Here is a 19765-nt window from a genome sequence, read left to right as displayed (position 1 = left end):
CTGCCGAACGGCGTCACCTATGAGTCGCTGGACTGCGTCGACAACGGGTTTTACGACAACACCACGGTCTATACCGTGCCGGCCGGCCACCTGTTCATGATGGGCGACAACCGCGACAACTCCACCGACAGCCGGGTGTTGTCGGCGGTGGGCTACGTGCCGTTCGAGAATATCGTCGGCCGGGCCCAGATGATCTTCTTCTCCATTGCCGAGGGCGAGCACGCCTGGATGTTCTGGCGCTGGCCGACCGCGGTGCGCTGGAACCGTATCTTCTCAATCGTGCGATGAACGACGAATCGCCCGATCTCCAGACCTCCTCCGCGCCGGACGAAGCACGCGTTCAGCCTGATGCCGGGAGCGAACCCGCGGCGGTGAAGAAGAAGCGCAGCAAGGTCAGCGCCAAGGCCGCGACCGCGGCAATCGAGGCGCGGATCGGGCATAAATTTGCCGATGCCGAGCTGCTGGCGACCGCCTTCACCCACGTCTCGGCGCTGAAATCCTCGCGCAAGCGCGGTGACAGCTATCAGCGTCTCGAATTTCTCGGCGATCACGTGCTCGGGCTCGTGGTCTCCGACATGCTGTATCGCGCCTTTCCCAGTGCCAACGAGGGCGAGCTGTCGAAGCGGCTGGCCGATCTCGTGCGCAAGGAAAGTTGCGCCGATGTCGCCAAATCGCTCGGACTGATCGACGACATCAAGCTCGGCGCGGTCGGCGCCGGCGCCGGCGCGCGTTTGCGCAAATCGGTGCTCGGCGACATCTGCGAAGCGGTGATCGGCGCGATCTTTCTCGACGGCGGCTACACCGCGGCGGCGCAATTCGTCGAGCGCAACTGGGTGGAGCGGATGCGCAAGCCGCGCCGGCCGCTGCGCGATCCCAAGACGGTGCTGCAGGAATGGGCGCAGGGCAAGGGACTGCCGACGCCGGTTTATCGCGAGGTCGAGCGCACCGGGCCGCATCACGATCCCCAGTTCCGGGTCGCGGTGGATCTGCCCGGCCTCGAGTCGGCCGAAGGCGTCGGCGGCAGCAAGCGCGCGGCCGAGAAGGTCGCGGCATCCGTAATGATAGAACGTGAAGGCGTCGAAAGTGTCGGTGGCGGTAACAATGATGGTTGAACCCCAAAAACACGTCGACAACGATACTGAAGGCGGCATCGAGGACGAAGTTGCGCCGCCGGCGGCGACACGCTGCGGCTTCGTCGCGTTGATCGGCGCCCCCAATGTCGGCAAGTCCACGCTGGTCAATGCGCTGGTCGGCTCCAAGGTCACCATCGTCTCGCGCAAGGTGCAGACCACGCGGGCGCTGATTCGCGGCATCGTGATCGACAACAATGCGCAGATCATCCTGGTCGATACGCCCGGCATCTTCATGCCGAAGCGAAGGCTCGACCGCGCCATGGTGTCGACCGCCTGGAGCGGGGCGCATGACGCCGACCTCGTCTGCGTGCTGCTCGACGCCCGCGAGGGGATCGACGAGGAGGCCGAGTCGATCTTCGCCAAGGTGGCGACGGTCAATCATCCCAAACTGCTGGTCATCAACAAGGTCGATATCGTCGACAAGGAAAAGTTGCTGAAGCTGGCGCAGGCCGCCAACGAGCGGCTGAAATTTGCCGAGACCTTCATGGTGTCCGCCATGACCGGCGACGGCGTCGAGGATCTGCGCCACACCCTGGCCGCGATGGTGCCGCCGGGGCCGTATCATTATCCGGAAGACCAGATGTCGGATGCGCCGATGCGGCATCTGGCGGCGGAAATCACCCGCGAGAAGATTTTTCGTCAGCTGCACCAGGAGCTGCCGTATCAATCCACCGTCGAGACCGACAGCTGGACCGAGCGCAAGGACAAATCGATCCGCATCGAGCAGACGATTTTCGTCGAGCGCGAAAGCCAGCGCAAGATTGTGCTCGGCAAGGGCGGCGCCACCATCAAGTCGATCGGCGCGGATTCGCGCAAGGAGATCGCCGAGATCGTCGGCGTGCCCGTGCACCTGTTCCTGTTCGTCAAGGTGCGCGAAAACTGGGGCGACGATCCCAACCGCTACCGCGAAATGGGCCTCGAATTCCCGAAGGAATAGCAGGCGTCGCGATGACCGTACCGAGAAACGTATTGTGGTTTGAGGTGCTGCTCTATCTGTCGCTGATGCTCGACGCGCTCTCGGTTGCGTTCCGCGACCGTACGCCGACCGCGAAGATGACGGAATCGATGATCATGATGGAGAGCCTGTTCGCGGCCGGGCTGCTGCTGCTGCTGGTCTACTTCGTCCGGCTCGCCGCACGGCAGCGCAAGAACTGGCCGCGCTGGGTGCTGTCAGCCGCCTTGGTGCTTTCCGCGATGACGCTGGTGCAGGTCATCGGTGCAAAGGGTCTGGAGTTCGACAGCGCTGTCGAGATCGTTTCGTGCGCGCTGACGGCGGCCGGCCTGTTCTTTTCCTTCACCGGCGACGCCAAGGACTGGTTCAACGCGTAGTCTTCAGTCGACGGCGGCCTTGCCGGCCTCGGGAGAGGCTTCCATGGCGCGGGCGGTTCTGGCGGCGGTCTCGACGATCTGGTCCGCGACATCGCTGAAATGGCCGACCACCGTCGTGATATCGCGCGTTCCCGGCGTCACCGCGTCGCTCTCGCTGCCGAGCAGCGCGATGATGATGCGACCGCCCTTGCTCTTCTTGCTCAGCCTCCGGACGGTGTACTGAATCATCGCATCCGACGGCTTGCCGACGTAGCAGATGCAGAGAGCGGCGGCCGACGACAAATCGAGCGAGAAAAAGCGCGACATCGATAACGCGTCGGCTTTCTCGGCGGCGGCGCCGATCCCCCGGCGGTTCATGATCTGCGCAAGGATGACGGCGGCGGCTTCATCGATTTTGCCTGAACCGGGAAGGCATAGCACCGCGCCCGGTTGCTGCCATCGTTCCGGCACGCTGGTCGGCAATTCCAGCTCAATGTCCAGGCGCGCCAGCGGGCTGCTCTCGACCTGTTCGGCTTCGACCTCCGTGCGGTCTTCATGGGCTTCGAGATCGTCGACCACTTCGTGCACGGTGGCGAGCACGCGCTCCATCCGCTCGCGGTCGAGCCGGCCGAGACGCGCATCGGCTTCGGCGAGACGCAGTCCGTGCAGCATGATGGTGTCGTAATAGTTCTCCAGCGAGGCGTCGGCGAGGAAGTCCTGCGCCTGCTGCGACGCCTCGATCGGGTCGCCGGCCAGCATCCGCTGGTAGACCAGTTGCGGCGGCGTCAGCGCCGGCTCGTTGCCGAGCAGGACATCGAGAAACTGCAGGCGGTCGACATGGCGGCCGACCACCACGAGGCAGACGGTGAGGGGCGTCGCCAGCACCAGCCCGATCGGGCCCCACAACCAGGTCCAGAACGACGCCGAAAGCACGATGGCGACCGGCGAGAGGCCGGAGCTGCGTCCGTACACCTGGGGCTCCACCACCTGCGCGGCAAACACCTGCAGCGTCGCGAACAGCGCCACCGTCATCAGCAGCATTTCCCAACCGGAGCCGACCGCCGCGGCCAGGATCAGGGGAAACACCGCCGATATCGGCGTGCCGACATAGGGCACGAACCGCAGGATCATGGCGATCAGGCCCCACAGCGGCGCACTGGGCACGCCGATCAGCTGCAGGCCGATTCCGATCAGGAGGCCGAACGAGGCATTGACGATGATCTGGTTCAGGAACAGCCGGCTCAGCCGCTGTCCGGCGTCGTCGAGGGCGGCCGTGGTGCGCTGCATGTCCTGCGATCCGGCCAGCCGGATGAACCGGTTTCGCAGATCCTGCCGCTGCATCAGGATGAAGATCACGAAGATGATGACGATGCCGGTCGTGGTCAAAGGCTGGATCAGCGGCTGGATGATGGCGACCAAAGTCGTCAGCGTGCCGGGATCGGGCTGCCTGATCTCCACCGGGATCGGCCTGTCCTGTGGCTGCCGGCGCAGGCCATCGATGACCTGCCCGCGGGCGGGATTGTGCAACTCGCTGTCCAGTTCCCGCAGCACCTTTGACGCTCGCTCCAGCGTGCTGGAGCCGCCGGCGGCGACGCCGCGCAGGTTCTCGATCTTCTCACGCAGCGTCTGCTGGTAACCTGGCAATTCCTCGGCCAGCCGGTTGGCCTGCGAAACCATCAGGCCGCCGAGGCTGAAGATGATCGAGAAACCGACGAATACCGCGAGCAGCACCGCCAGCCGGCGCGGCACCCGCCAGGACTGCAGCCGGATCACGAACGGTGCGAGCACGAAACTGAAGAGCACCGCGAGCGCGACCGGAACCAGGATTTCGCGGGCGAAGTACAGCCCGGTGACGATCAGGCCTGCGACCGCGAGATTGATCAGCGCGGTGCCCTTGGGCCGGTGCAGTTCGATCGGGGGAACAGTTTCTGCCAATAGAAGAAATCCGCGGAGATCCATGCAGACCTCCGTCAAGTCAGGCCGTGGCCGGGGGAAGAGCGGTCACAACGGATGGAGGGGGTGAATGTTCCGTGCCGGGTTCGGTGTTCGCGGTCTCGTGTCCCGGACGCGGTGCAGCGTCCTTCACGCTGCTCCGCAGAGCCGGGACCCAACTTTTTCGCGCCAAGCCTTGGACCCCGGCTCAGCAGCGCATCACTTCGTGCTGCGCAGCGTCGGGGGAACGCGGAGATGGCTGCGCCCGGCACCGGAATCCTGTAAGCTTCATCCCATGGAATGGACCGACGAAGGCATCGTGCTGGGGGTGCGGCGGCATGGCGAATCCTCCGCCATTGTCGAGCTTTTGACGCGCGGCCACGGCCGCCACCTCGGCCTGGTGCGCGGCGGCGCCGGCAAGCGGATGCGCCCGATGCTGCAGCCCGGCAACAGCGTGCGCGCGGTGTGGCGGGCGCGACTCGACGAGCATCTCGGCTATTACGTCCTCGAGGGCACGCGGCTGCGCGCGGCCACGGTGCTGGCGTCGTCGCATGCGACCTATGGCGTGACCCACCTGGCCTCGCTGGCGCGGCTGTTGCCGGAGCGCGATCCGCATGAAGACATTTACGAGATGCTGGAACGCACGCTGGATGATTTCGACGACATCGGCGAAGCCGCCATTCAATTGATAAAGTTCGAGCTCGCCATGCTCACCGAACTCGGCTTCGGCCTCGACCTGGAAAACTGCGCCGCGACCGGCGAGACCTCGGACCTGATCTACGTCTCGCCGAAGTCCGGCGGTGCGGTGTCGCGGCGGGCCGGCGATCCCTGGCGCGACCGGCTGCTGCGCCTGCCGTCGTTTTTGCGCGAGGGCGGCGGCGGGGCGAATGGCTGGTCCGACCAGGACCTGCAGGACGGTTTCTTGCTCACCGGACGGTTCCTGCTACGCCACGTGCTGGAGCCGCGCGGGCAGGGCCATTCGGATGCCCGCGACGGGTTCATCAATGCGGTGACGAAGCACCGGGCGAGGGTCAGTTCGGCGGTATGAGCATGGTCCCTCAACGGGTCGTCCCTGCGAACGCAGGGACCCATACGCCGCGGCCTATCGATAGGAGCTGTGGCCTTGGCCGTTTTCTCCATGAACGCCTGTGGTTATGGGTCCCTGCGTTCGCAGGGACGACAGTTTTACTGATTCGCGACTTGCCCGGTTCACCCCGAAAGTTTAACCCGTCCCCATGGGAAAACGACTGATTCCGCCTGAACCGGCTGAGATCCACGAGGTCATGCTGCGCGATGCGCTCGAGGAGCGCTACCTCGCTTATGCGCTCTCGACCATCATGCACCGTGCGCTGCCAGACGCCCGCGACGGCCTGAAACCGGTGCACCGGCGCATCCTCTATGGCATGCGGCTGCTGCGGCTCGACCCGGGCACGCCGTTCAAGAAATCGGCCAAAATCGTCGGCGACGTGATGGGCTCGTTCCATCCGCATGGCGACCAGTCGATCTACGACGCGCTGGTGCGGCTGGCGCAGGATTTCTCCTCGCGCTATCCGCTGGTCGACGGCCAGGGCAATTTCGGCAATATCGACGGCGATAATCCGGCGGCCTATCGCTACACCGAAGCACGCATGACCGAGGTCGCGCGGCTCCTGCTCGAAGGCATCGACGAGGACGGCGTCGAATTCCGCGCCAATTACGACGGCCAGAGCAAAGAGCCGATCGTGCTGCCCGGCGGCTTCCCGAACCTGCTCGCCAACGGCGCGCAGGGCATCGCGGTCGGCATGGCGACCTCGATCCCGCCGCACAACGTGGCCGAGCTGTGCGACGCCGCGCTGCATCTGATCGACAAGCCCGACGCCAAATCGAAGACGCTGCTGAAATGGGTCAAGGGTCCTGATTTCCCGACCGGCGGCATCATCGTCGATTCCAAGGAGAGCATCGCCGAAGCCTACATGACCGGGCGCGGCTCGTTCCGCACCCGCGCCAAATGGGTGCAGGAAGAGGGCGCGCGCGGCACCTGGGTGGTGGTGATCACGGAAATCCCCTGGCTGGTGCAGAAGTCCCGGCTGGTGGAAAAGATCGCCGAACTGCTCAACGAGAAGAAGTTGCCGCTGGTCGGTGACGTCCGCGACGAATCCGCCGAAGACATCCGTCTCGTGATCGAACCGAAATCCCGCGCCGTCGATCCGGAACTGCTGATGGAATCGCTGTTCAAGCTGACCGAGCTGGAAAGCCGGATTCCGCTGAACCTCAACGTCTTGGTAAAGGGCCGCATCCCCAAGGTGCTTGGCCTCGCCGAATGCCTGCGCGAATGGCTCGACCATCTGCGCGACGTGCTGCTGCGCCGCTCCAACTATCGGAAAGTGCAGATCGAGCACCGGCTGGAAGTGCTCGGCGGCTACCTGATCGCCTATCTCAACATCGACAAGGTGATCAAGATCATCCGGACCGAGGATGAGCCGAAGCCGGAGCTGATCAAGGCGTTCAAGCTGACGGAGATCCAGGCCGAGGCCATCCTCAACATGCGGCTGCGCAGTCTGCGCAAGCTCGAGGAGTTCGAGATCCGCACCGAGGACAAGAACCTGCGTGCCGAGTTGAAGGGCATCAAGGGCCTGCTGGGCTCGGAGGCCGAGCAGTGGTCGAAGATCGGCGAGCAGGTGCGGAAAGTTCGCGACATCTTTGGGCCGAAGACGCCGCTCGGCAAGCGCCGTACCATGTTCGCCGACGCGCCCGAGCATGACCTCGCCGCGATCGAGGAAGCCTTCGTCGAGCGCGAGCCGGTCACGGTCGTCGTTTCCGAAAAGGGCTGGGTGCGCACGCTGAAGGGCCATGTCGCCGATCTGTCGACCCTGACCTTCAAGACCGACGACAAGCTCGACAAGGCGTTCTTCGCCGAGACCACGTCAAAGCTGCTGCTGCTCGCCACCAACGGCCGGTTCTATTCGCTCGATGTGGCAAAACTGCCGGGCGGACGCGGCCATGGCGAGCCGATCCGGATGTTCATCGACATGGAGCAGGAGACCGCGATCGTCTCGCTGTTCGTCAACAAGGGCGGCCGCAAGTTCCTGATCGCCAGCCTCGAAGGCCAGGGCTTTGTCGTGAACGAGGACGATTGCGTCGGCAACACCCGCAAGGGCAAGCAGGTGCTGAACGTCGAAATGCCGAACGAAGCCTGCGCGATCGCGACCGTCAGCGGCGACACCGTCGCCGTGATCGGCACCAATCACAAGATGGTGGTGTTCCCGCTCGACCAGGTGCCGGAAATGGCGCGCGGCCGCGGCGTGCGGCTGCAGAAATACACCAGCGCGTCGCTGTCGGATGTCGCCACCTTCGAAGCCAAGGCCGGCCTGACCTGGAAGGATTCGGCCGGGCGCGACCAGAGCATGAGCTGGAAGGAACTGACCGACTGGCGCGGCAACCGCGCCGATGCCGGCCGGCTGGCGCATGGGCTGCCGAAGTCGAACAAGTTCGGCAAGGGCGTGGAGTGATTGTCGTCCCTGCGAACGCAGGGACCCATACCGCGTTGTCCTCTCGTTCAAGGCGGAATGTCTAACACCGTGCACAACACCATGGCCTGTGGCTATGGGTCCCTGCGTTCGCAGGGACGACGAAATGCCGTAATAGTATTCGCCATTTCGCGCGCGCTATAATCGCAGGCGGCCGAACAAACGGCCGCGCAACGATTGTCACGCCGCTATGGCCCACCACCACGATCATCACGACCACGCGCACGGCCATGCCGGCCACAGCCACGCGCCGGATAATTTCGGCTTCGCGTTCGCCGTCGGCATTGCGCTCAATACCGCCTTCGTCGCGGCCGAGCTGGTGTTCGGGTATGCCGCCAATTCGCTGGCGTTGATTTCGGATGCGGTTCACAATTTTTCCGATGTGATCGCACTGGTGCTGGCGTGGGCGGCGGGATGGCTGGCGCGCCGGCGGACGACCGAGCGGCATACCTATGGCTACCGGCGGGCTTCGATCCTCGCGGCGCTGGCCAATGCCGGCCTGTTGCTGATCGCGGTCGGCGCCATCGCCGTCGAGGCCATCGACCGGATCAGGCAGCCGGCCGAGGTGGCGGGCTGGACCGTCGTGTGGGTGGCCGCGCTCGGCATCGCCATCAACGGCACCACCGCGCTGCTGTTCATGCGCGGCCGGGAGGGCGATCTCAATATTCGCGGCGCCTATCTGCACATGGCGGCGGACGCCGGCGTCTCCGCCGGTGTGGTGGTCGCGGCGCTGGCGATCATGCTGACGGGATGGCTGTGGGTCGATCCCGCCATCAGCCTCGTCATCGCCGCCGTCGTGCTCGCAAGCAGCTGGGGCCTTGCCCGCGACAGCGTCAATCTCGTGCTCGACGGCGTGCCCAGAGGCATCGCGTTGGCGGAGGTGAGGGATTATCTCGGGCAACTCGAAGGGGTCACCGAGGTGCATGACCTCCATGTCTGGGCCATGAGCACCAACGAAACCGCGCTGACCGCACATCTGGTGCGGCCGGGCGGCAGCGACGATTCATTCCTAAATGACGTGTGCGCGGAGCTTTCGCACCGCTTCAGCATCGATCACGCCACGCTGCAGATCGAGGCCGGCACCGATACCTGCAAACTGGCGCCGGCGGAAGTGGTGTAGGGGCAGCTGAGTTCAGGTGGCCCGCCGATTTCCGAACATGATCAGCGGCACCGCGACGAAGCCGCTGGCGAGCAGCAGCCAGTCCTGCGGTACGTTGAGAAGAATCGCGGCGCTGCCGCCGATCAGCGACCAGACAAAGGGAATGACAAGAAGCCAGCGCGACAGCGGCGGGGCAGCCAACAACAGCAGTCCGAAGGTGAAGATCGTCACCGGGCACGGTGTGACGCCGAACACCGGCATCGCGGGATAAGGGTGGCCCCTCGCTATGCTGATCAAGGGATAGACGATCGCCGCATAGGCGATCAGCGCGATACCGACCCAGCTTGCCGAACCGGAACGGACGCCGAATTGGATCCGGCCGCAATACACGCCGGCATAGATCAGGTAACCGCCCTGGATCACGAATAATGCGGCGAACAGATACGCCGCCTTGTTGATCTGCGAGAAGAACAGCGCGTGATAGGCGATACCGGTCCATAGCCACATCGCCGCCAGGATGCCGGCTATCACGCGATCCGCTCCCTTCGGCTTCCAGAACAGCAGCGCGACCGCGAGGCCGCCGAGCTGATACATCCCGAACTGAACCGGCCAGATTGCCCGATTGTAACTCACGAATACCGCGAGAAATTGCTCCTGCGTAAACGGCAACATGGTGCAGCTCCTGATTATGTGCGGCAGGATAGCTGCGCCGGCGACGACCCATTTGATCTGCAGCAAGTGCTGCGAGGCTAGATCACCCCCGCCATCCGCAACAGCACGCCGGCCGCACACGAGCCCGCCAGCACCGTCAGCATTCCCATGTTGAAGCGGAAGATCGCGGTGGCTGCCGCAATCGCCAGAACGAGTGCGGCGATATCGACACTCGACCACACCGGCATGTCGAACGACAGCCCGAACGATCGTATGGGTATGGTCTGCCGGAATATGGTGTGCAGCGCGAACCAGATCGACAGATTGAGGATCACGCCAACCACGGCGGCGGTGATGGCGCCGAGCGCGCCGGCGAGGCCCTTGTTGCCGCGCAAGGTCTCGACAAAGGGCGCGCCGAGAAAGATCCAGAGGAAGCAGGGCGTGAAGGTGACCCAGGTCGCCAGCAATCCGCCAAACGTGCCGGCCAGCATCGGCGACAACGTGCCGGGATCGCGAAAGGCGGCCATGAAGCCGACGAACTGCAGCACCATGATCAATGGACCGGGCGTGGTCTCGGCCATGCCCAAACCATCGAGCATCTCGCCCGGCTGCACCCAGTGATAATGCTCGACCGCCTGCTGCGCGACATAGGCCAGCACCGCATAGGCGCCGCCGAAGGTCACCATCGCCATCTTGCTGAAGAACAGCGCGATCTGGCTGAACACATTGGCCTGGCCGAACGCAATCAGCAGGGCGGCGACCGGCACCAGCCACAGCGTCAGCCAGACCGCGCTGACTTTCAGCGCGCGGGGAAGGCTGGCGCGGATATGGTCGGGGACGACGTCGCCGAGCATGCTGTCGACCGCCGCGGCGTTCTTGCCGCCGCCATGCTCGACCGCGGCAAATTCGCTTCGTCCGCTTCTGGCGCCGAAAAATCCGATCACGCCGGCGGCGATGATGATGATCGGGAACGGCACGTTGAAGAAGAAGATCGCGACGAAGGCGATGGCCGCCAGCGCGATCATGATCCGGTTGCGCAGCGCGCGCTTGCCGACGCGGACCACCGCCTGGATCACGATCGCCAGCACCGCGGCCTTCAACCCGAAGAACAGCGCCTCGACCAACCCGACCTTGCCGAAGGCGGCGTAGATGTAGCTCAGCCCCATGATGGCGATGATGCCGGGCAGAATGAACAGGCCGCCGGCCATGATGCCGCCGGCGGTGCGATGCAACAGCCAGCCGATATAGGTGGCGAGCTGCTGCGCCTCGGGTCCCGGCAACAGCATGCAGTAGTTCAGCGCATGCAGAAACCGGCTTTCGGAAATCCAGTTTTTTTCCTCGACCAGGATGCGATGCATCACCGCGATCTGCCCGGCCGGACCGCCGAAACTCAGGACGGCGATCCGCAACCAGACCCGAAAGGCTTCACCGAAGCTGATGCCATGGCCGACATCCGCTCCGGTGGTCTTCTCATTCGCAGCAATATCGCTCACGGCGTCGCCTTCTTGGTGGGCCAGTTATGGGTTTCGCCCGATGCATCCCGGCACCAGCGGTAGAAGGCATCGTACAGCACGATGCCCGCCTCGAGTTGTTCGAGATCGTCATCATACATCCGCGACAGCCCGAGCGACGCGGCGAGCAGCCCCGGCGCTTCTGGCGACAGATCGAGCCTGCCGGTATCCGCGGCACGCACCATGGTCGCCAGCCGCAACAAGGGCGGGGTCGCGAGGCCGAACTCCTCCACCATGACGTCGAAGGTGCAGAGTTCGCCGCGATGGCTCCAGAACGTGTTTTCGATATCGAACGGGATGGCGTTGAAGCGCTCGCCGACCGCGACCACCTCGGCCGGCGCCACGAACAGAAACACCGCGTTCGGGTCGACGAACCGGCGGATCAGCCAGGGGCAGGCGATGCGGTCGATCTTCGGCCGCGCGCGGGTGACCCAGACGGTGCGCCCTTTCGAATCGCGCGCCGGCAGTTTTTGCGCGGGCACCAGCGGCAGCTTGGCGGCTTTCCAGCCTTCAAAGCCGCCCTCCAGCGCTTCGGCTTCGACATGAACATGTCTGAGCCAGGCAGCGGTGCCCTCCGCGAGCTTCTGGCCGCGCAGGCAGACAACGATGGCCGGACGTCCCGAAAATTCCTCGCCCCAGTCGGCGGCCTCCTGATGCTTGCGCCGCACCGCACCGGGAATCAGCCTGGGATCGGCGGCAAAATCCTCATCGGTGCGGACGTCGATCAAGGCAGGTGTGCTCGCGGTGCCGATCAGGCGAGCAAGTTTGTCAGCAGATATCGTTGTGAAGGATGACATGGTTGCGCCCTCGTGAGAGATACGGGACGCGATACTTGGGCATGACGCCTCGTGGGGAGATCGCAAAAATCCCCATGGGTTCGGAAATAAGCGAACCGGCGGCGGCTGTCAATGCGCGGACCGCGGGTGGATCGCCGATATGGCCCGCTCGCGGGCCGCGAGCGCTGCGGGTTACAAATTGATCCCGAACTTCGCGAGCGCCCAGGCCGTGATGAAATACAGCACGACGGTCAGTGCGCAGCTTGCACCCAGCGAAAGCCAAAACCCCAAGCCCGCGCGAAGCATTGCCGGCATCACAAGGAACATGGGGAGCGACGGCAGCACATACCAGAAGGTCGCCTCCGCATGACCGGCAATGCGCTCGATATCCCTGGTGTCGCGCCAAAGCCAGAGAATCCCCAGCAGCGACACCAGCGGCAGGGAAACGACCAGCGCACCGAAGGCCGGGCTGCGCTTCGCAATTTCGGACACGGCGGCAATAATGATGCCCGACAACAGGATTTTGATGATGAAGTAGGCCATGGCATGATCATCTCCCGGGGCAAGTATGCCTGTGCGATGCCGTCAGGCAAGATGCCACAGACCGGGGCGCGATCCAGCCGCCACACGCTCCGCATCTGGGGGAAGCTCAGCTATCGCTGGCCGCAGGCCAGCGCCGCACCGATTATCTTGCCGCGCGGCTTGCCGGTGAGTGACCGGGCCGGCGAAACGACGGGTGCTGCGGGACCGAACCGGTGTGATCGTGAACGAAGTCTTCGACATGCCCGGGCACGGCGGTGCCCTCGATGTCGCAACGGGTCTGGATTTCGGTGGCGATATCCCTGGAGATGTCGTGTGACCAATGTTCGAGTGTATTGAAGGCGGTGACGCGGACCGGGTCGTTAAATTGTCCGGCGAGGAGGTCGGTGACGATGGTTTCGATGTCGGTCCGCTCGATCTCGATTTCGCAGTACACGGCGCCCTGCCGACTCACGCGGTCGACGACGAGGTAGACGGTCTGATCCGCCCCATAGGGCACCTTCGAGCCAGTTCTTGGCATCGGCAATCTCCAGCGCAACGGCTTGGGATTACTAAGCGGCAGGCCGCAATTTGTTCCGGCGTCCGGAACTCAAATTTGCGCGTGGCGCGTCCGTAATCATGGTGTACAGGGACTACCGTCCTGCCGCATTTCTCCAGCGGGCCGGCGCGCGACGTAGCCGACCCTGAGTCCCGGCTCGAAGCCGCAACGCTGATAGAAGCGATGCACGCGCGGGTCTTGCCGGCCGCTCTGCATCAGGACGTGGTGACAGTCCCGGGTCCATGCTTCCGCGAGGGCGGCGCCGACCACGGCGCGTCCATGGCCTTGCCCTTGAAAGGCCGGATGGGTGACGACATTTTCGAGAAAACCGTGCCGCCGACCGGCCCGCAGCAGATTTGGCGCTGATATCAGCATGCAGCTTGCAACGATCTGCGCGTTATCAGCGGAAACGAAAACCGCGACACTGGGGTCGGACAGCATTTCCCGCCAGATCTGTTCGGCCCGTTCGATCGGCTCGGCAGGGGAGCTGACATCGGAGACTCGAAACAGATCGAGTAGCGAGGCAAGGTCGGCGGTTAGGGCGAGCCTGGCATCGGGCATTTGGACACCTGATTGTGCGTGGCCGCCCAGCCTAGATCGATTCGCGAAATTTATGCGGCCGCGATGGCCTCGATCTCGATCAGGAAATCCGGGCCGTACAGTTTTGAGACCTCGACCAGCGTCACCGCGGGCGCGGCCGGCGGCGCGACGGTCGCGAAGAACCGGTTTCGCGCCTCGCGATAGGCTCCGAGATTGTCCATGTCGGTCAGGAACACCGTCAGCTTCACTAGATTGGCGGCCGTGCATCCGCGCGCTTGCAGCGCCACCGCGAGGTTGCCGAACACCCGTTCGGCCTGGGCGGCGAAATCATTTTTGCCCACCAGATTGCCGTCGTGGTCGAGCGCGGTCTGGCCCGATATGAAGATGATCCTGCCGGCGCTGATGTCGACCACTTGCGAATAGCCGGGTGGCGTGCCGAGTTCGGGCGGGTTGATTCGGACGATCGAAGCTGAGGCGTCGCGGGTCATGGCATGATCCGAACTTCAGTTGCTTGGAGCGGTCACCGGCGGGGGCCCGCCGACGGCCTTCTTCGGCTTCAGTGAGCCGACGTAAAACGACAGTCCCGCCACCAGCACGAGGGCGAGGAAATAAACCGCATAGGATTGCGGCGGGGTGATTGCCCACCGCACGAGACTTCTGGGCTTTCCTGCCGGGCCGGTGTCGTTTTCCATGCGGTGTTCTTGCTCGAAACGGCGTGCAATTGGAAGGGACTATCGCGGGATCGTCAGGACACTGCCGCTGCCGCGGGGTTCATGGCCGTACTGCTGCGCTTCTGGACCAATACAGCGCCACCGGGCCGAGCAGAATGCCGGCCGCCAGAACCGCGAACGCGGCCATCCAGGCGGTGGCGCTGAGCGGCCCGCCGGCGAGGTCGAGTGCGACGCCGACGCCCCAGGCACCGAGCGCCGACAGGCTGAAGCCGACGGTGGAATGCGCCGCCATGGTGGCGCCGCGATAGTCGGGGTGCGCCGCCATCGACATGCCCGAGGTCAACGCGCCGGAGTCGGCCGGCACCGTGATGGCGTAGGCCAGCAGCAAGGGCAGCAACAGCCAGGGCGACTGGTCGGAAAACCATCCGATCAGCAGCGCCACGACAGCGGAGCTCAGCATGACCGCTGATATGGCGCGATGCCGGCCGAACTTCAGCGCCAGTTCATTGCCGAAAATGCTGGCGGGCATTGCCAGCAGCGAGAACACGACGCTGACGACAACAGGTGTCAGGATGGAAGTTTGTCCGTTTCTGGCGATGACGAAAGTCCAGAACGCGACCAGCCAGGTCCGGATGCCGTAAAGCTCGAAACAATGCGCGCCGTAGCCGAGCACGAACCCCATCGCCCTGATGTTGCGGAACACCGGCGCGAAATCCAGCAAACGCCCTTGCGCCGGCTTCGGTGCGACGGGTCGCAACAGCAGGCAGACCCCCAGCATCGCGATCGGACCAAGAGCCGTCACGTAAAACGCGCTGCGCCAGCCAAAATTTTCTGCGACCAGTTGCGCGACCAGGAAGGACAGGCCGACGCCGAACGAGAAGCTGGAGGTGTAGAACGTAATCGCGCGGGAGGAATCGCCTGATGCGAGACGGTCCGTCAGCGCCTTGAGGCCGGGCATATAGGCGCCGGCAAAGCCAATGCCCGCGATCGCGTTGAACAGCGCGCCCGACCAGAGGCCGGTGGCGAACAGTCCGAACAACAGTGTGCCGAGCGCGCTGACCGCCGAACCCGCGATCAGGATCTTGCGGGCATCGATCCGGTCCGTCAGCGTCGCCAGCACCGGCACGGTCAGCATGTAGCCGGCAGCGCCGGAGCCCGCCAGCAGGCCGGCCTGTGCGCCGCTCAACTGCCATTCCGGTATCAGGAACGCGGCGAGAACCGACGGCACCACGACGTGCGGCAGCAGGCTGCCGAGCTGCCCCAGGCACATCGCGACGATGACGGATCGGCCCTCTAGCGAAATCTGGTTTCCTCCATTCTCACCTCTCCCCGCTTGCGGGGAGAGGTCGGATCACATCGCAGATGTGATCCGGGTGAGGGGGTACAGCTCTCTCAATTGGCACCAGACTCGCGGAGAATCCCCCTCACCCCAACCCTCTCCCCGCAAGCGGGGAGAGGGAGAAGTGTTCAGGAGCCGCAGCCGCATCCGGTCTTTCCTTGTTGCCTGGCATTTGCGTCGTCGACGCAGCAGGCGTCAACAGCCGATGGTGCCGGTCCGCCGCAGCACTGGCTTGCGCCGGGCGCATCCGCGCGGCTGCAGACGCCGGTTTCCGGCAGCACCAGTTCGACGCGCGCCGCGGCTTCATGGTCGCCGGCGAGTTCGGCTGATATCGAGCGGACCTGTTCGTAGCCGGTCAGCATCAGGAAGGTCGGCGCGCGTCCGTAGGACTTCATGCCAGCGAAATAGAAGCCGGGTTCGGCCTGCGCCAGTTCGCGCGCGCCGTGCGGCCGCACCGTGCCGCAGCTGTGCTCGTTGGGATCGATCAGCGGCGCCAGCTCAACAGGGCATTCGATCGCCGGATCGAGCTGGATGCGCAGTTCGCGCACGAAATCCAGATCCGGCCGGAATCCCGTGGCCACGATCAGCTGGTCCACGACCACCTGACGGCAGCAACTGCTTGCGCCAGTGGCGACGGTGAGGCGAGGGCCGCTGGCTGCGAGATGCGAAACCCGGAATTCGCTCTCGACGGTGATCCGGCCCGCCGCGACCAGCGCGGCGAAAGCTACACCGAGTTCGCCGCGGGCGGCGAGCTTGTCGTTGGCGCCACCGCCAAAAGCCTTGGCGGGATCGTTGCCGCGCAGCAGCCAGACCGGCCTGGTTTCCGGCGCCTCGGTCGCGAGCCGCGCGAGATCAGTCAGCGTACCGATCGCCGAATGCCCGGCGCCGAGCACCGCGACAGTCTTGCCGGCATAGCGTGCGCGGTCCTTGCCCAGCACATCAGGCATCCCATAGGCGATGCGGTCCGCCGCCTGCGTCTCGCCGACGGCGCGCAAGCCGTTGGCGCCGGCCGGATTGGGCGAATGCCAGGTGCCGGACGCATCGATCACCGCATCAGCGCGCACGCTCTTGGGGCCTTGCCCGTTCTGATATCGCAGCTCGAAAGGGGCGGCTTCGCGACCCTTGCTCTTGAGCTTGTCGAAGCCGACGCGGCTGATATCGGTGACGCGGCTCGAGGTATGGATGTGGCTCGCCAGCGCCGTCTTGGCCGCGAGTGGTGCGAGATAGCGCTCCACCAGCTCGGCGCCGGTCGGATACTGATCGGGCTCGGGAGAATTCCAGCCGGTCGAGGCGAGCAGCCGTGCCGCGGCGCGGTCGACATTGTATTCCCACGGCGAGAACAGCTGCACATGGCCCCATTGCCGCACCGAATGTCCGACGCTGTCGCCGGCTTCCAGCACGATCGGCGTCAGTCCGCGCTCCAGCACATGCGCGGCTGCGGCGAGCCCGACCGGGCCGGCTCCGATGATCGCGACGCTCCTGGGCTGGTTCATCCTGTTCTCCTGTCAAACTAGAAGTATCGAAATAAAGCGCCGCAAGAAACTACGCGGCCGACTTTGCGTCTGAGCATTCGGCGACACCGGTGCAGCATTCGGCGACCAGAAAGCCCACGAGATCGCGCATCACATCGTAGTTGGCATGACAGACCAGCGTCGTTGCCTCCCGCACCTGACTGATCAGGCCGACCACCATCAGCGTCTTGATGTGATGGGAGAGGGTGGAGGGCGCGATCTTCAATTTGTCCTGCAGTCGCCCGACCGGCATGCCGGCATCCCCGGCGCGAACCAGCGCGCGGTAGATTTTCAGCCGGGTCGGATTGCCGAGGGCTTCCAGATGTGCGGCGGCGTCATCGAGTTTCATGCCGGCAGTATTTCAGACGCGGCGATCGCCGTCAACCATATTTCTAGTATTATCGAAATACTAGGTTGGTTGCCGCCCAGCTCATGGGCGCGCTTGAGCGGGAGACAGAGCTTCCCTGCTTGGCAGCAGGAACGTGATCAGCCAGCACAGCAGCAACATCACCGCCGAACCCGCCAGGCATCCCGTGATGCCGGCGAACTGGTAGAGAACGCCTGAAAGCGTAATTCCCAGCAGCCGTCCGGCGGCGTTCGCGGCGTAGTAAAATCCGACGTCTTCGGCGGCTTTTTCGGATCCGGCATAAGCCAGTATCAAATAGGAGTGCAGCGAGGAGTTCACCGCGAACGGCAAACCGAACAGTGCCAGCCCGATGACCAGGACGATATCCGGGCGGCTGACACCGGTGGTCTGCATGATGACGGCCAGCGCGATCGGTACGGCGGCGAGCATCCCGGCCCAGAGGCGGGCGGCCGGCACCTCGCGGCTGAGGCCGTCCGGGCTGCGGCTGACGAGCAGGGGAGCGATGGCCTGCACACCGCCATAGGCGATCGTCCAGGCCGCGAGAAATCCGCCGACTTCGAGGAAGCGCCAGCCATTGGCGTAGAGAAACACAGGCAGCCCGACCACGAACCAGACATCGCGCGCGCCGAACATGAAGATGCGCGCGGCGGCGAGCAGGTTCACGCCGCGCGACTTGCCGAACAATTCACGGATGGTCTTCGAGGACTTGGCCTTGCCGAGCTGCGAGGGCAACAGAAGCAGCCCCGCGACGAAGATCACGCCGAGCAGCGCGGCCATCATCCACAGCGCAAAAGTGAATCCGGCGAGGTCGAGCAACAGGCCGCCGATGAAGAACCCGACGCCCTTCATCGCGTTCTTTGAGCCGGTGAACCATGCGACCCATTTGAATAATTGTCCGCTGCCTTCGGCCGATGTCGCCTTGATCGCGGATTTGGAAGCGGTCTTGGTCAAATCCTTGGCGACGCCGGCGATGCCCTGGGCGATCACAACCCACGCGACCGATGCCGCGGCCCCCCAGCCGGGATCGAGTGCGGACAGCATCAGCAAGCCGGCGATCTGCAGCATCTGGCCGACCGCGAGCATGCGGGGAATGCCGAAGCGCGATGCGAAATAGCCGCCGGCGAGGTTGGCGCCGATTCCGGCCGCCTCATAAAGCAGAAACAGGAAGGCCAGCGTGAACGGCGTATATCCGAGCCGGAAAAAGTGGAACAGGACGAGCATCCGCAAGGCGCCATCGACCAGCGTGAAGCCCCAGTAAGACGCCGTGACGATGAGGTAGTTTCGGACCATGGAACTAGACGCCCGCGCGTTCGACGATGTTGGCGAGATCGACCATCCGGCAGGCGTATCCGACCTCGTTGTCGTACCAGGCGTAGACCTTCAGCAATGTCTCGTCGGTCACCATGGTGCTGAGGGCATCGACGATCGAACTGCGCGGGTCGTTGTTGTAGTCGGCCGACACCAGGGCCCGCGCCTCCAGACCCAGGATGCCCGCCAACACGCCTTCCGAGGCGGATTTGAACAGCTGATTGACCTCATCGACCGTAGTCGGACGTTTCAGTTCGAAGACGCAATCCGTCAGGCTGGCGTTCAGCACCGGCACCCGCACGGCGTGACCGTTCAACTTGCCCTTGAGTTCCGGATAGATCAGCGCGATGGCGGTCGCACTCCCGGTCGTGGTGGGCTGCATCGAAAGCATGGCCGACCTTGCGCGGCGAAGGTCCTTGTGCGGGGCGTCGACGACGACATTGGTGTTGGTCGGGTTATGGATCGTCGTGATCTGTCCGTGCCGGATTCCGATGGCGTCATGGATGACCTTGACGACCGGCGCCAGACAGTTCGTCGTGCAGGACGCCGCCGTTAGCAGCCGATGCCGGGCGGGATCGTAGAGCTGGTCGTTGACGCCGACGACGATGTTGAGGGCGGCCTCGTGCTTGACGGGAGCAGCCACGATCACCCGTTTGACGCCCCGGTCAAAATAGGCCTGCAGTTGATCCGGCTTCAGGAATTTTCCGGTGCATTCCAGCACGACGTCGCAGCCGAGATCGCCCCATGCAATATCGCCGGGACTGGCTTGTTCGCTGAAGCCGATGCGCTGCTTGCCGATCGCCACGACGTTGTCGGAATCGACCGCAACGGGCGCGTGCCAGCGTCCGTGAAGGCTGTCGAATTCCAGCAGATGTGCGGTCGCTGCGATGCCGCCTTTCAGCTCGTTGATATGGACGACCTCCAGCCGGTTGCCGGCGCGAGGATCGCTCTCGGGGCGATGTATGCCGCCGAGCGCAGCGCGCAACGCGAGCCTGCCGATGCGGCCCATGCCATTGATGCCAACCTTCATATCAA

General features: G+C 64.4%; 21 protein-coding genes. 7 read left to right on the top strand and 14 right to left on the bottom strand.

Annotated features, from left to right (window positions below):
- From lepB to Q7T45_RS18160, 4 genes are all read left to right on the top strand, one after another.
- A partial coding sequence (gene lepB, locus Q7T45_RS18175; RefSeq protein ID WP_304872413.1) for a signal peptidase I occupies window positions 1-288 on the top strand: 288 nt, incomplete at its 5' end.
- Entirely contained in the window at window positions 285-1112 is an 828-nt protein-coding gene (gene rnc / locus Q7T45_RS18170; protein WP_304872412.1) for a ribonuclease III, read from the top strand. The genes lepB and rnc, both read left to right, overlap by 4 nt.
- Window positions 1105-2070, top strand: coding sequence for a GTPase Era (era, locus tag Q7T45_RS18165; RefSeq protein ID WP_304872416.1), 966 nt, complete (start codon window positions 1105-1107; stop codon window positions 2068-2070). The genes rnc and era overlap by 8 nt, the downstream gene beginning before the upstream one ends.
- 11 nt (window positions 2071-2081) lie before the next feature.
- Window positions 2082-2462 (top strand): hypothetical protein, encoded by a 381-nt coding sequence (locus tag Q7T45_RS18160; protein WP_304872410.1) that lies wholly within the window; start codon window positions 2082-2084, stop codon window positions 2460-2462.
- A 3-nt stretch (window positions 2463-2465) separates the two neighbouring features.
- On the opposite strand, the gene Q7T45_RS18155 is transcribed toward Q7T45_RS18160, so the two are convergent.
- Window positions 2466-4376: an AI-2E family transporter gene (locus Q7T45_RS18155; RefSeq protein ID WP_304872409.1), complete on the bottom strand. Its 1911-nt coding sequence runs from the start codon at window positions 4374-4376 to the stop codon at window positions 2466-2468.
- Window positions 4377-4668: 292 nt separating this feature from the next.
- Here Q7T45_RS18155 and recO point away from each other — a divergent pair, with 292 nt between their 5' ends.
- The 3 genes from recO to Q7T45_RS18140 all read left to right on the top strand — a co-directional run bounded on the left by recO (window position 4669) and on the right by Q7T45_RS18140 (window position 8999).
- Complete coding sequence (recO, locus tag Q7T45_RS18150) at window positions 4669-5421, top strand: DNA repair protein RecO (RefSeq protein WP_304872408.1); 753 nt, start codon at window positions 4669-4671, stop codon at window positions 5419-5421.
- A gap of 187 nt (window positions 5422-5608) precedes the next feature.
- Window positions 5609-7861 (top strand): DNA topoisomerase IV subunit A, encoded by a 2253-nt coding sequence (parC, locus tag Q7T45_RS18145; RefSeq protein ID WP_304872407.1) that lies wholly within the window; start codon window positions 5609-5611, stop codon window positions 7859-7861.
- A gap of 208 nt (window positions 7862-8069) precedes the next feature.
- Entirely contained in the window at window positions 8070-8999 is a 930-nt protein-coding gene (locus Q7T45_RS18140) for a cation diffusion facilitator family transporter (RefSeq protein WP_304872406.1), read from the top strand.
- Window positions 9000-9011: 12 nt separating this feature from the next.
- Here the strand turns inward: Q7T45_RS18140 and Q7T45_RS18135 are convergent, their stop codons facing one another.
- The 13 genes from Q7T45_RS18135 to Q7T45_RS18075 all read right to left on the bottom strand — a co-directional run bounded on the left by Q7T45_RS18135 (window position 9012) and on the right by Q7T45_RS18075 (window position 19760).
- Window positions 9012-9650 (bottom strand): DUF6064 family protein, encoded by a 639-nt coding sequence (locus tag Q7T45_RS18135; RefSeq protein ID WP_304872405.1) that lies wholly within the window; start codon window positions 9648-9650, stop codon window positions 9012-9014.
- 77 nt (window positions 9651-9727) lie between these two features.
- The gene (chrA, locus tag Q7T45_RS18130) at window positions 9728-11122 is read right to left on the bottom strand and encodes a chromate efflux transporter (RefSeq protein WP_304872404.1); all 1395 of its coding nucleotides are present in this window, start codon (window positions 11120-11122) and stop codon (window positions 9728-9730) included.
- Entirely contained in the window at window positions 11119-11937 is an 819-nt protein-coding gene (locus Q7T45_RS18125) for a chromate resistance protein ChrB domain-containing protein (RefSeq protein ID WP_304872403.1), read from the bottom strand. The genes chrA and Q7T45_RS18125 overlap by 4 nt, the downstream gene beginning before the upstream one ends.
- 171 nt (window positions 11938-12108) lie before the next feature.
- On the bottom strand, window positions 12109-12459 hold the full coding sequence (locus Q7T45_RS18120) for a DUF3147 family protein (RefSeq protein WP_304872402.1): 351 nt from the start codon (window positions 12457-12459) through the stop codon (window positions 12109-12111).
- Window positions 12460-12601: 142 nt separating this feature from the next.
- Window positions 12602-12976 carry a hypothetical protein gene (locus Q7T45_RS18115; RefSeq protein WP_304872400.1) on the bottom strand — a complete coding sequence of 125 codons (375 nt, stop codon included), beginning with the start codon at window positions 12974-12976 and terminating at the stop codon, window positions 12602-12604.
- A 96-nt stretch (window positions 12977-13072) separates the two neighbouring features.
- Window positions 13073-13555 (bottom strand): GNAT family N-acetyltransferase, encoded by a 483-nt coding sequence (locus Q7T45_RS18110; protein ID WP_304872399.1) that lies wholly within the window; start codon window positions 13553-13555, stop codon window positions 13073-13075.
- Between the two features lie 50 nt (window positions 13556-13605).
- Window positions 13606-14022, bottom strand: coding sequence for a RidA family protein (locus Q7T45_RS18105; protein ID WP_304872398.1), 417 nt, complete (start codon window positions 14020-14022; stop codon window positions 13606-13608).
- A 15-nt stretch (window positions 14023-14037) separates the two neighbouring features.
- Entirely contained in the window at window positions 14038-14226 is a 189-nt protein-coding gene (locus tag Q7T45_RS18100; protein WP_304872397.1) for a hypothetical protein, read from the bottom strand.
- A 79-nt stretch (window positions 14227-14305) separates the two neighbouring features.
- Window positions 14306-15475, bottom strand: coding sequence for an MFS transporter (locus Q7T45_RS18095; protein ID WP_304872395.1), 1170 nt, complete (start codon window positions 15473-15475; stop codon window positions 14306-14308).
- Window positions 15476-15672: 197 nt separating this feature from the next.
- Complete coding sequence (locus tag Q7T45_RS18090; RefSeq protein ID WP_304872394.1) at window positions 15673-17037, bottom strand: NAD(P)-binding domain-containing protein; 1365 nt, start codon at window positions 17035-17037, stop codon at window positions 15673-15675.
- Between the two features lie 49 nt (window positions 17038-17086).
- The gene (locus Q7T45_RS18085) at window positions 17087-17404 is read right to left on the bottom strand and encodes a helix-turn-helix transcriptional regulator (protein ID WP_304872393.1); all 318 of its coding nucleotides are present in this window, start codon (window positions 17402-17404) and stop codon (window positions 17087-17089) included.
- Window positions 17405-17485: 81 nt separating this feature from the next.
- Complete coding sequence (gene arsJ, locus Q7T45_RS18080) at window positions 17486-18712, bottom strand: organoarsenical effux MFS transporter ArsJ (protein ID WP_304872391.1); 1227 nt, start codon at window positions 18710-18712, stop codon at window positions 17486-17488.
- Window positions 18713-18716: 4 nt separating this feature from the next.
- Complete coding sequence (locus tag Q7T45_RS18075; protein ID WP_304872389.1) at window positions 18717-19760, bottom strand: ArsJ-associated glyceraldehyde-3-phosphate dehydrogenase; 1044 nt, start codon at window positions 19758-19760, stop codon at window positions 18717-18719.
- Between the last annotated feature and the right edge of the window lie 5 nt (window positions 19761-19765).

Source organism: Bradyrhizobium sp., from assembly GCF_030646015.1.
In the GTDB taxonomy this organism is placed as follows: Bacteria; Pseudomonadota; Alphaproteobacteria; order Rhizobiales; family Xanthobacteraceae; genus Bradyrhizobium.
The sequence above is the reverse complement of the archived record's forward strand: the minus strand, read 5'-3'. Positions and strand labels throughout refer to the sequence as shown.

Excerpts from the sequence above, each read along its gene's own strand:
- Q7T45_RS18095 (WP_304872395.1), bottom strand. The coding sequence starts at position 15,475 with ATGTGCCTGGGGCAGCTCGGCAGCCTGCTGCCGCACGTCGTGGTGCCG.
- Q7T45_RS18115 (WP_304872400.1), bottom strand. The coding sequence starts at position 12,976 with ATGCCAAGAACTGGCTCGAAGGTGCCCTATGGGGCGGATCAGACCGTC.
- Q7T45_RS18120 (WP_304872402.1), bottom strand. The coding sequence starts at position 12,459 with ATGGCCTACTTCATCATCAAAATCCTGTTGTCGGGCATCATTATTGCC.
- era (WP_304872416.1), top strand. The coding sequence starts at position 1,105 with ATGGTTGAACCCCAAAAACACGTCGACAACGATACTGAAGGCGGCATC.
- Q7T45_RS18125 (WP_304872403.1), bottom strand. The coding sequence starts at position 11,937 with ATGTCATCCTTCACAACGATATCTGCTGACAAACTTGCTCGCCTGATC.
- recO (WP_304872408.1), top strand. The coding sequence starts at position 4,669 with ATGGAATGGACCGACGAAGGCATCGTGCTGGGGGTGCGGCGGCATGGC.
- arsJ (WP_304872391.1), bottom strand. The coding sequence starts at position 18,712 with ATGGTCCGAAACTACCTCATCGTCACGGCGTCTTACTGGGGCTTCACG.
- rnc (WP_304872412.1), top strand. The coding sequence starts at position 285 with ATGAACGACGAATCGCCCGATCTCCAGACCTCCTCCGCGCCGGACGAA.
- Q7T45_RS18085 (WP_304872393.1), bottom strand. The coding sequence starts at position 17,404 with ATGAAACTCGATGACGCCGCCGCACATCTGGAAGCCCTCGGCAATCCG.
- Q7T45_RS18090 (WP_304872394.1), bottom strand. The coding sequence starts at position 17,037 with ATGAACCAGCCCAGGAGCGTCGCGATCATCGGAGCCGGCCCGGTCGGG.
- Q7T45_RS18135 (WP_304872405.1), bottom strand. The coding sequence starts at position 9,650 with ATGTTGCCGTTTACGCAGGAGCAATTTCTCGCGGTATTCGTGAGTTAC.
- Q7T45_RS18075 (WP_304872389.1), bottom strand. The coding sequence starts at position 19,760 with ATGAAGGTTGGCATCAATGGCATGGGCCGCATCGGCAGGCTCGCGTTG.
- Q7T45_RS18105 (WP_304872398.1), bottom strand. The coding sequence starts at position 14,022 with ATGACCCGCGACGCCTCAGCTTCGATCGTCCGAATCAACCCGCCCGAA.
- Q7T45_RS18160 (WP_304872410.1), top strand. The coding sequence starts at position 2,082 with ATGACCGTACCGAGAAACGTATTGTGGTTTGAGGTGCTGCTCTATCTG.
- Q7T45_RS18110 (WP_304872399.1), bottom strand. The coding sequence starts at position 13,555 with ATGCCCGATGCCAGGCTCGCCCTAACCGCCGACCTTGCCTCGCTACTC.
- parC (WP_304872407.1), top strand. The coding sequence starts at position 5,609 with ATGGGAAAACGACTGATTCCGCCTGAACCGGCTGAGATCCACGAGGTC.
- Q7T45_RS18140 (WP_304872406.1), top strand. The coding sequence starts at position 8,070 with ATGGCCCACCACCACGATCATCACGACCACGCGCACGGCCATGCCGGC.
- Q7T45_RS18100 (WP_304872397.1), bottom strand. The coding sequence starts at position 14,226 with ATGGAAAACGACACCGGCCCGGCAGGAAAGCCCAGAAGTCTCGTGCGG.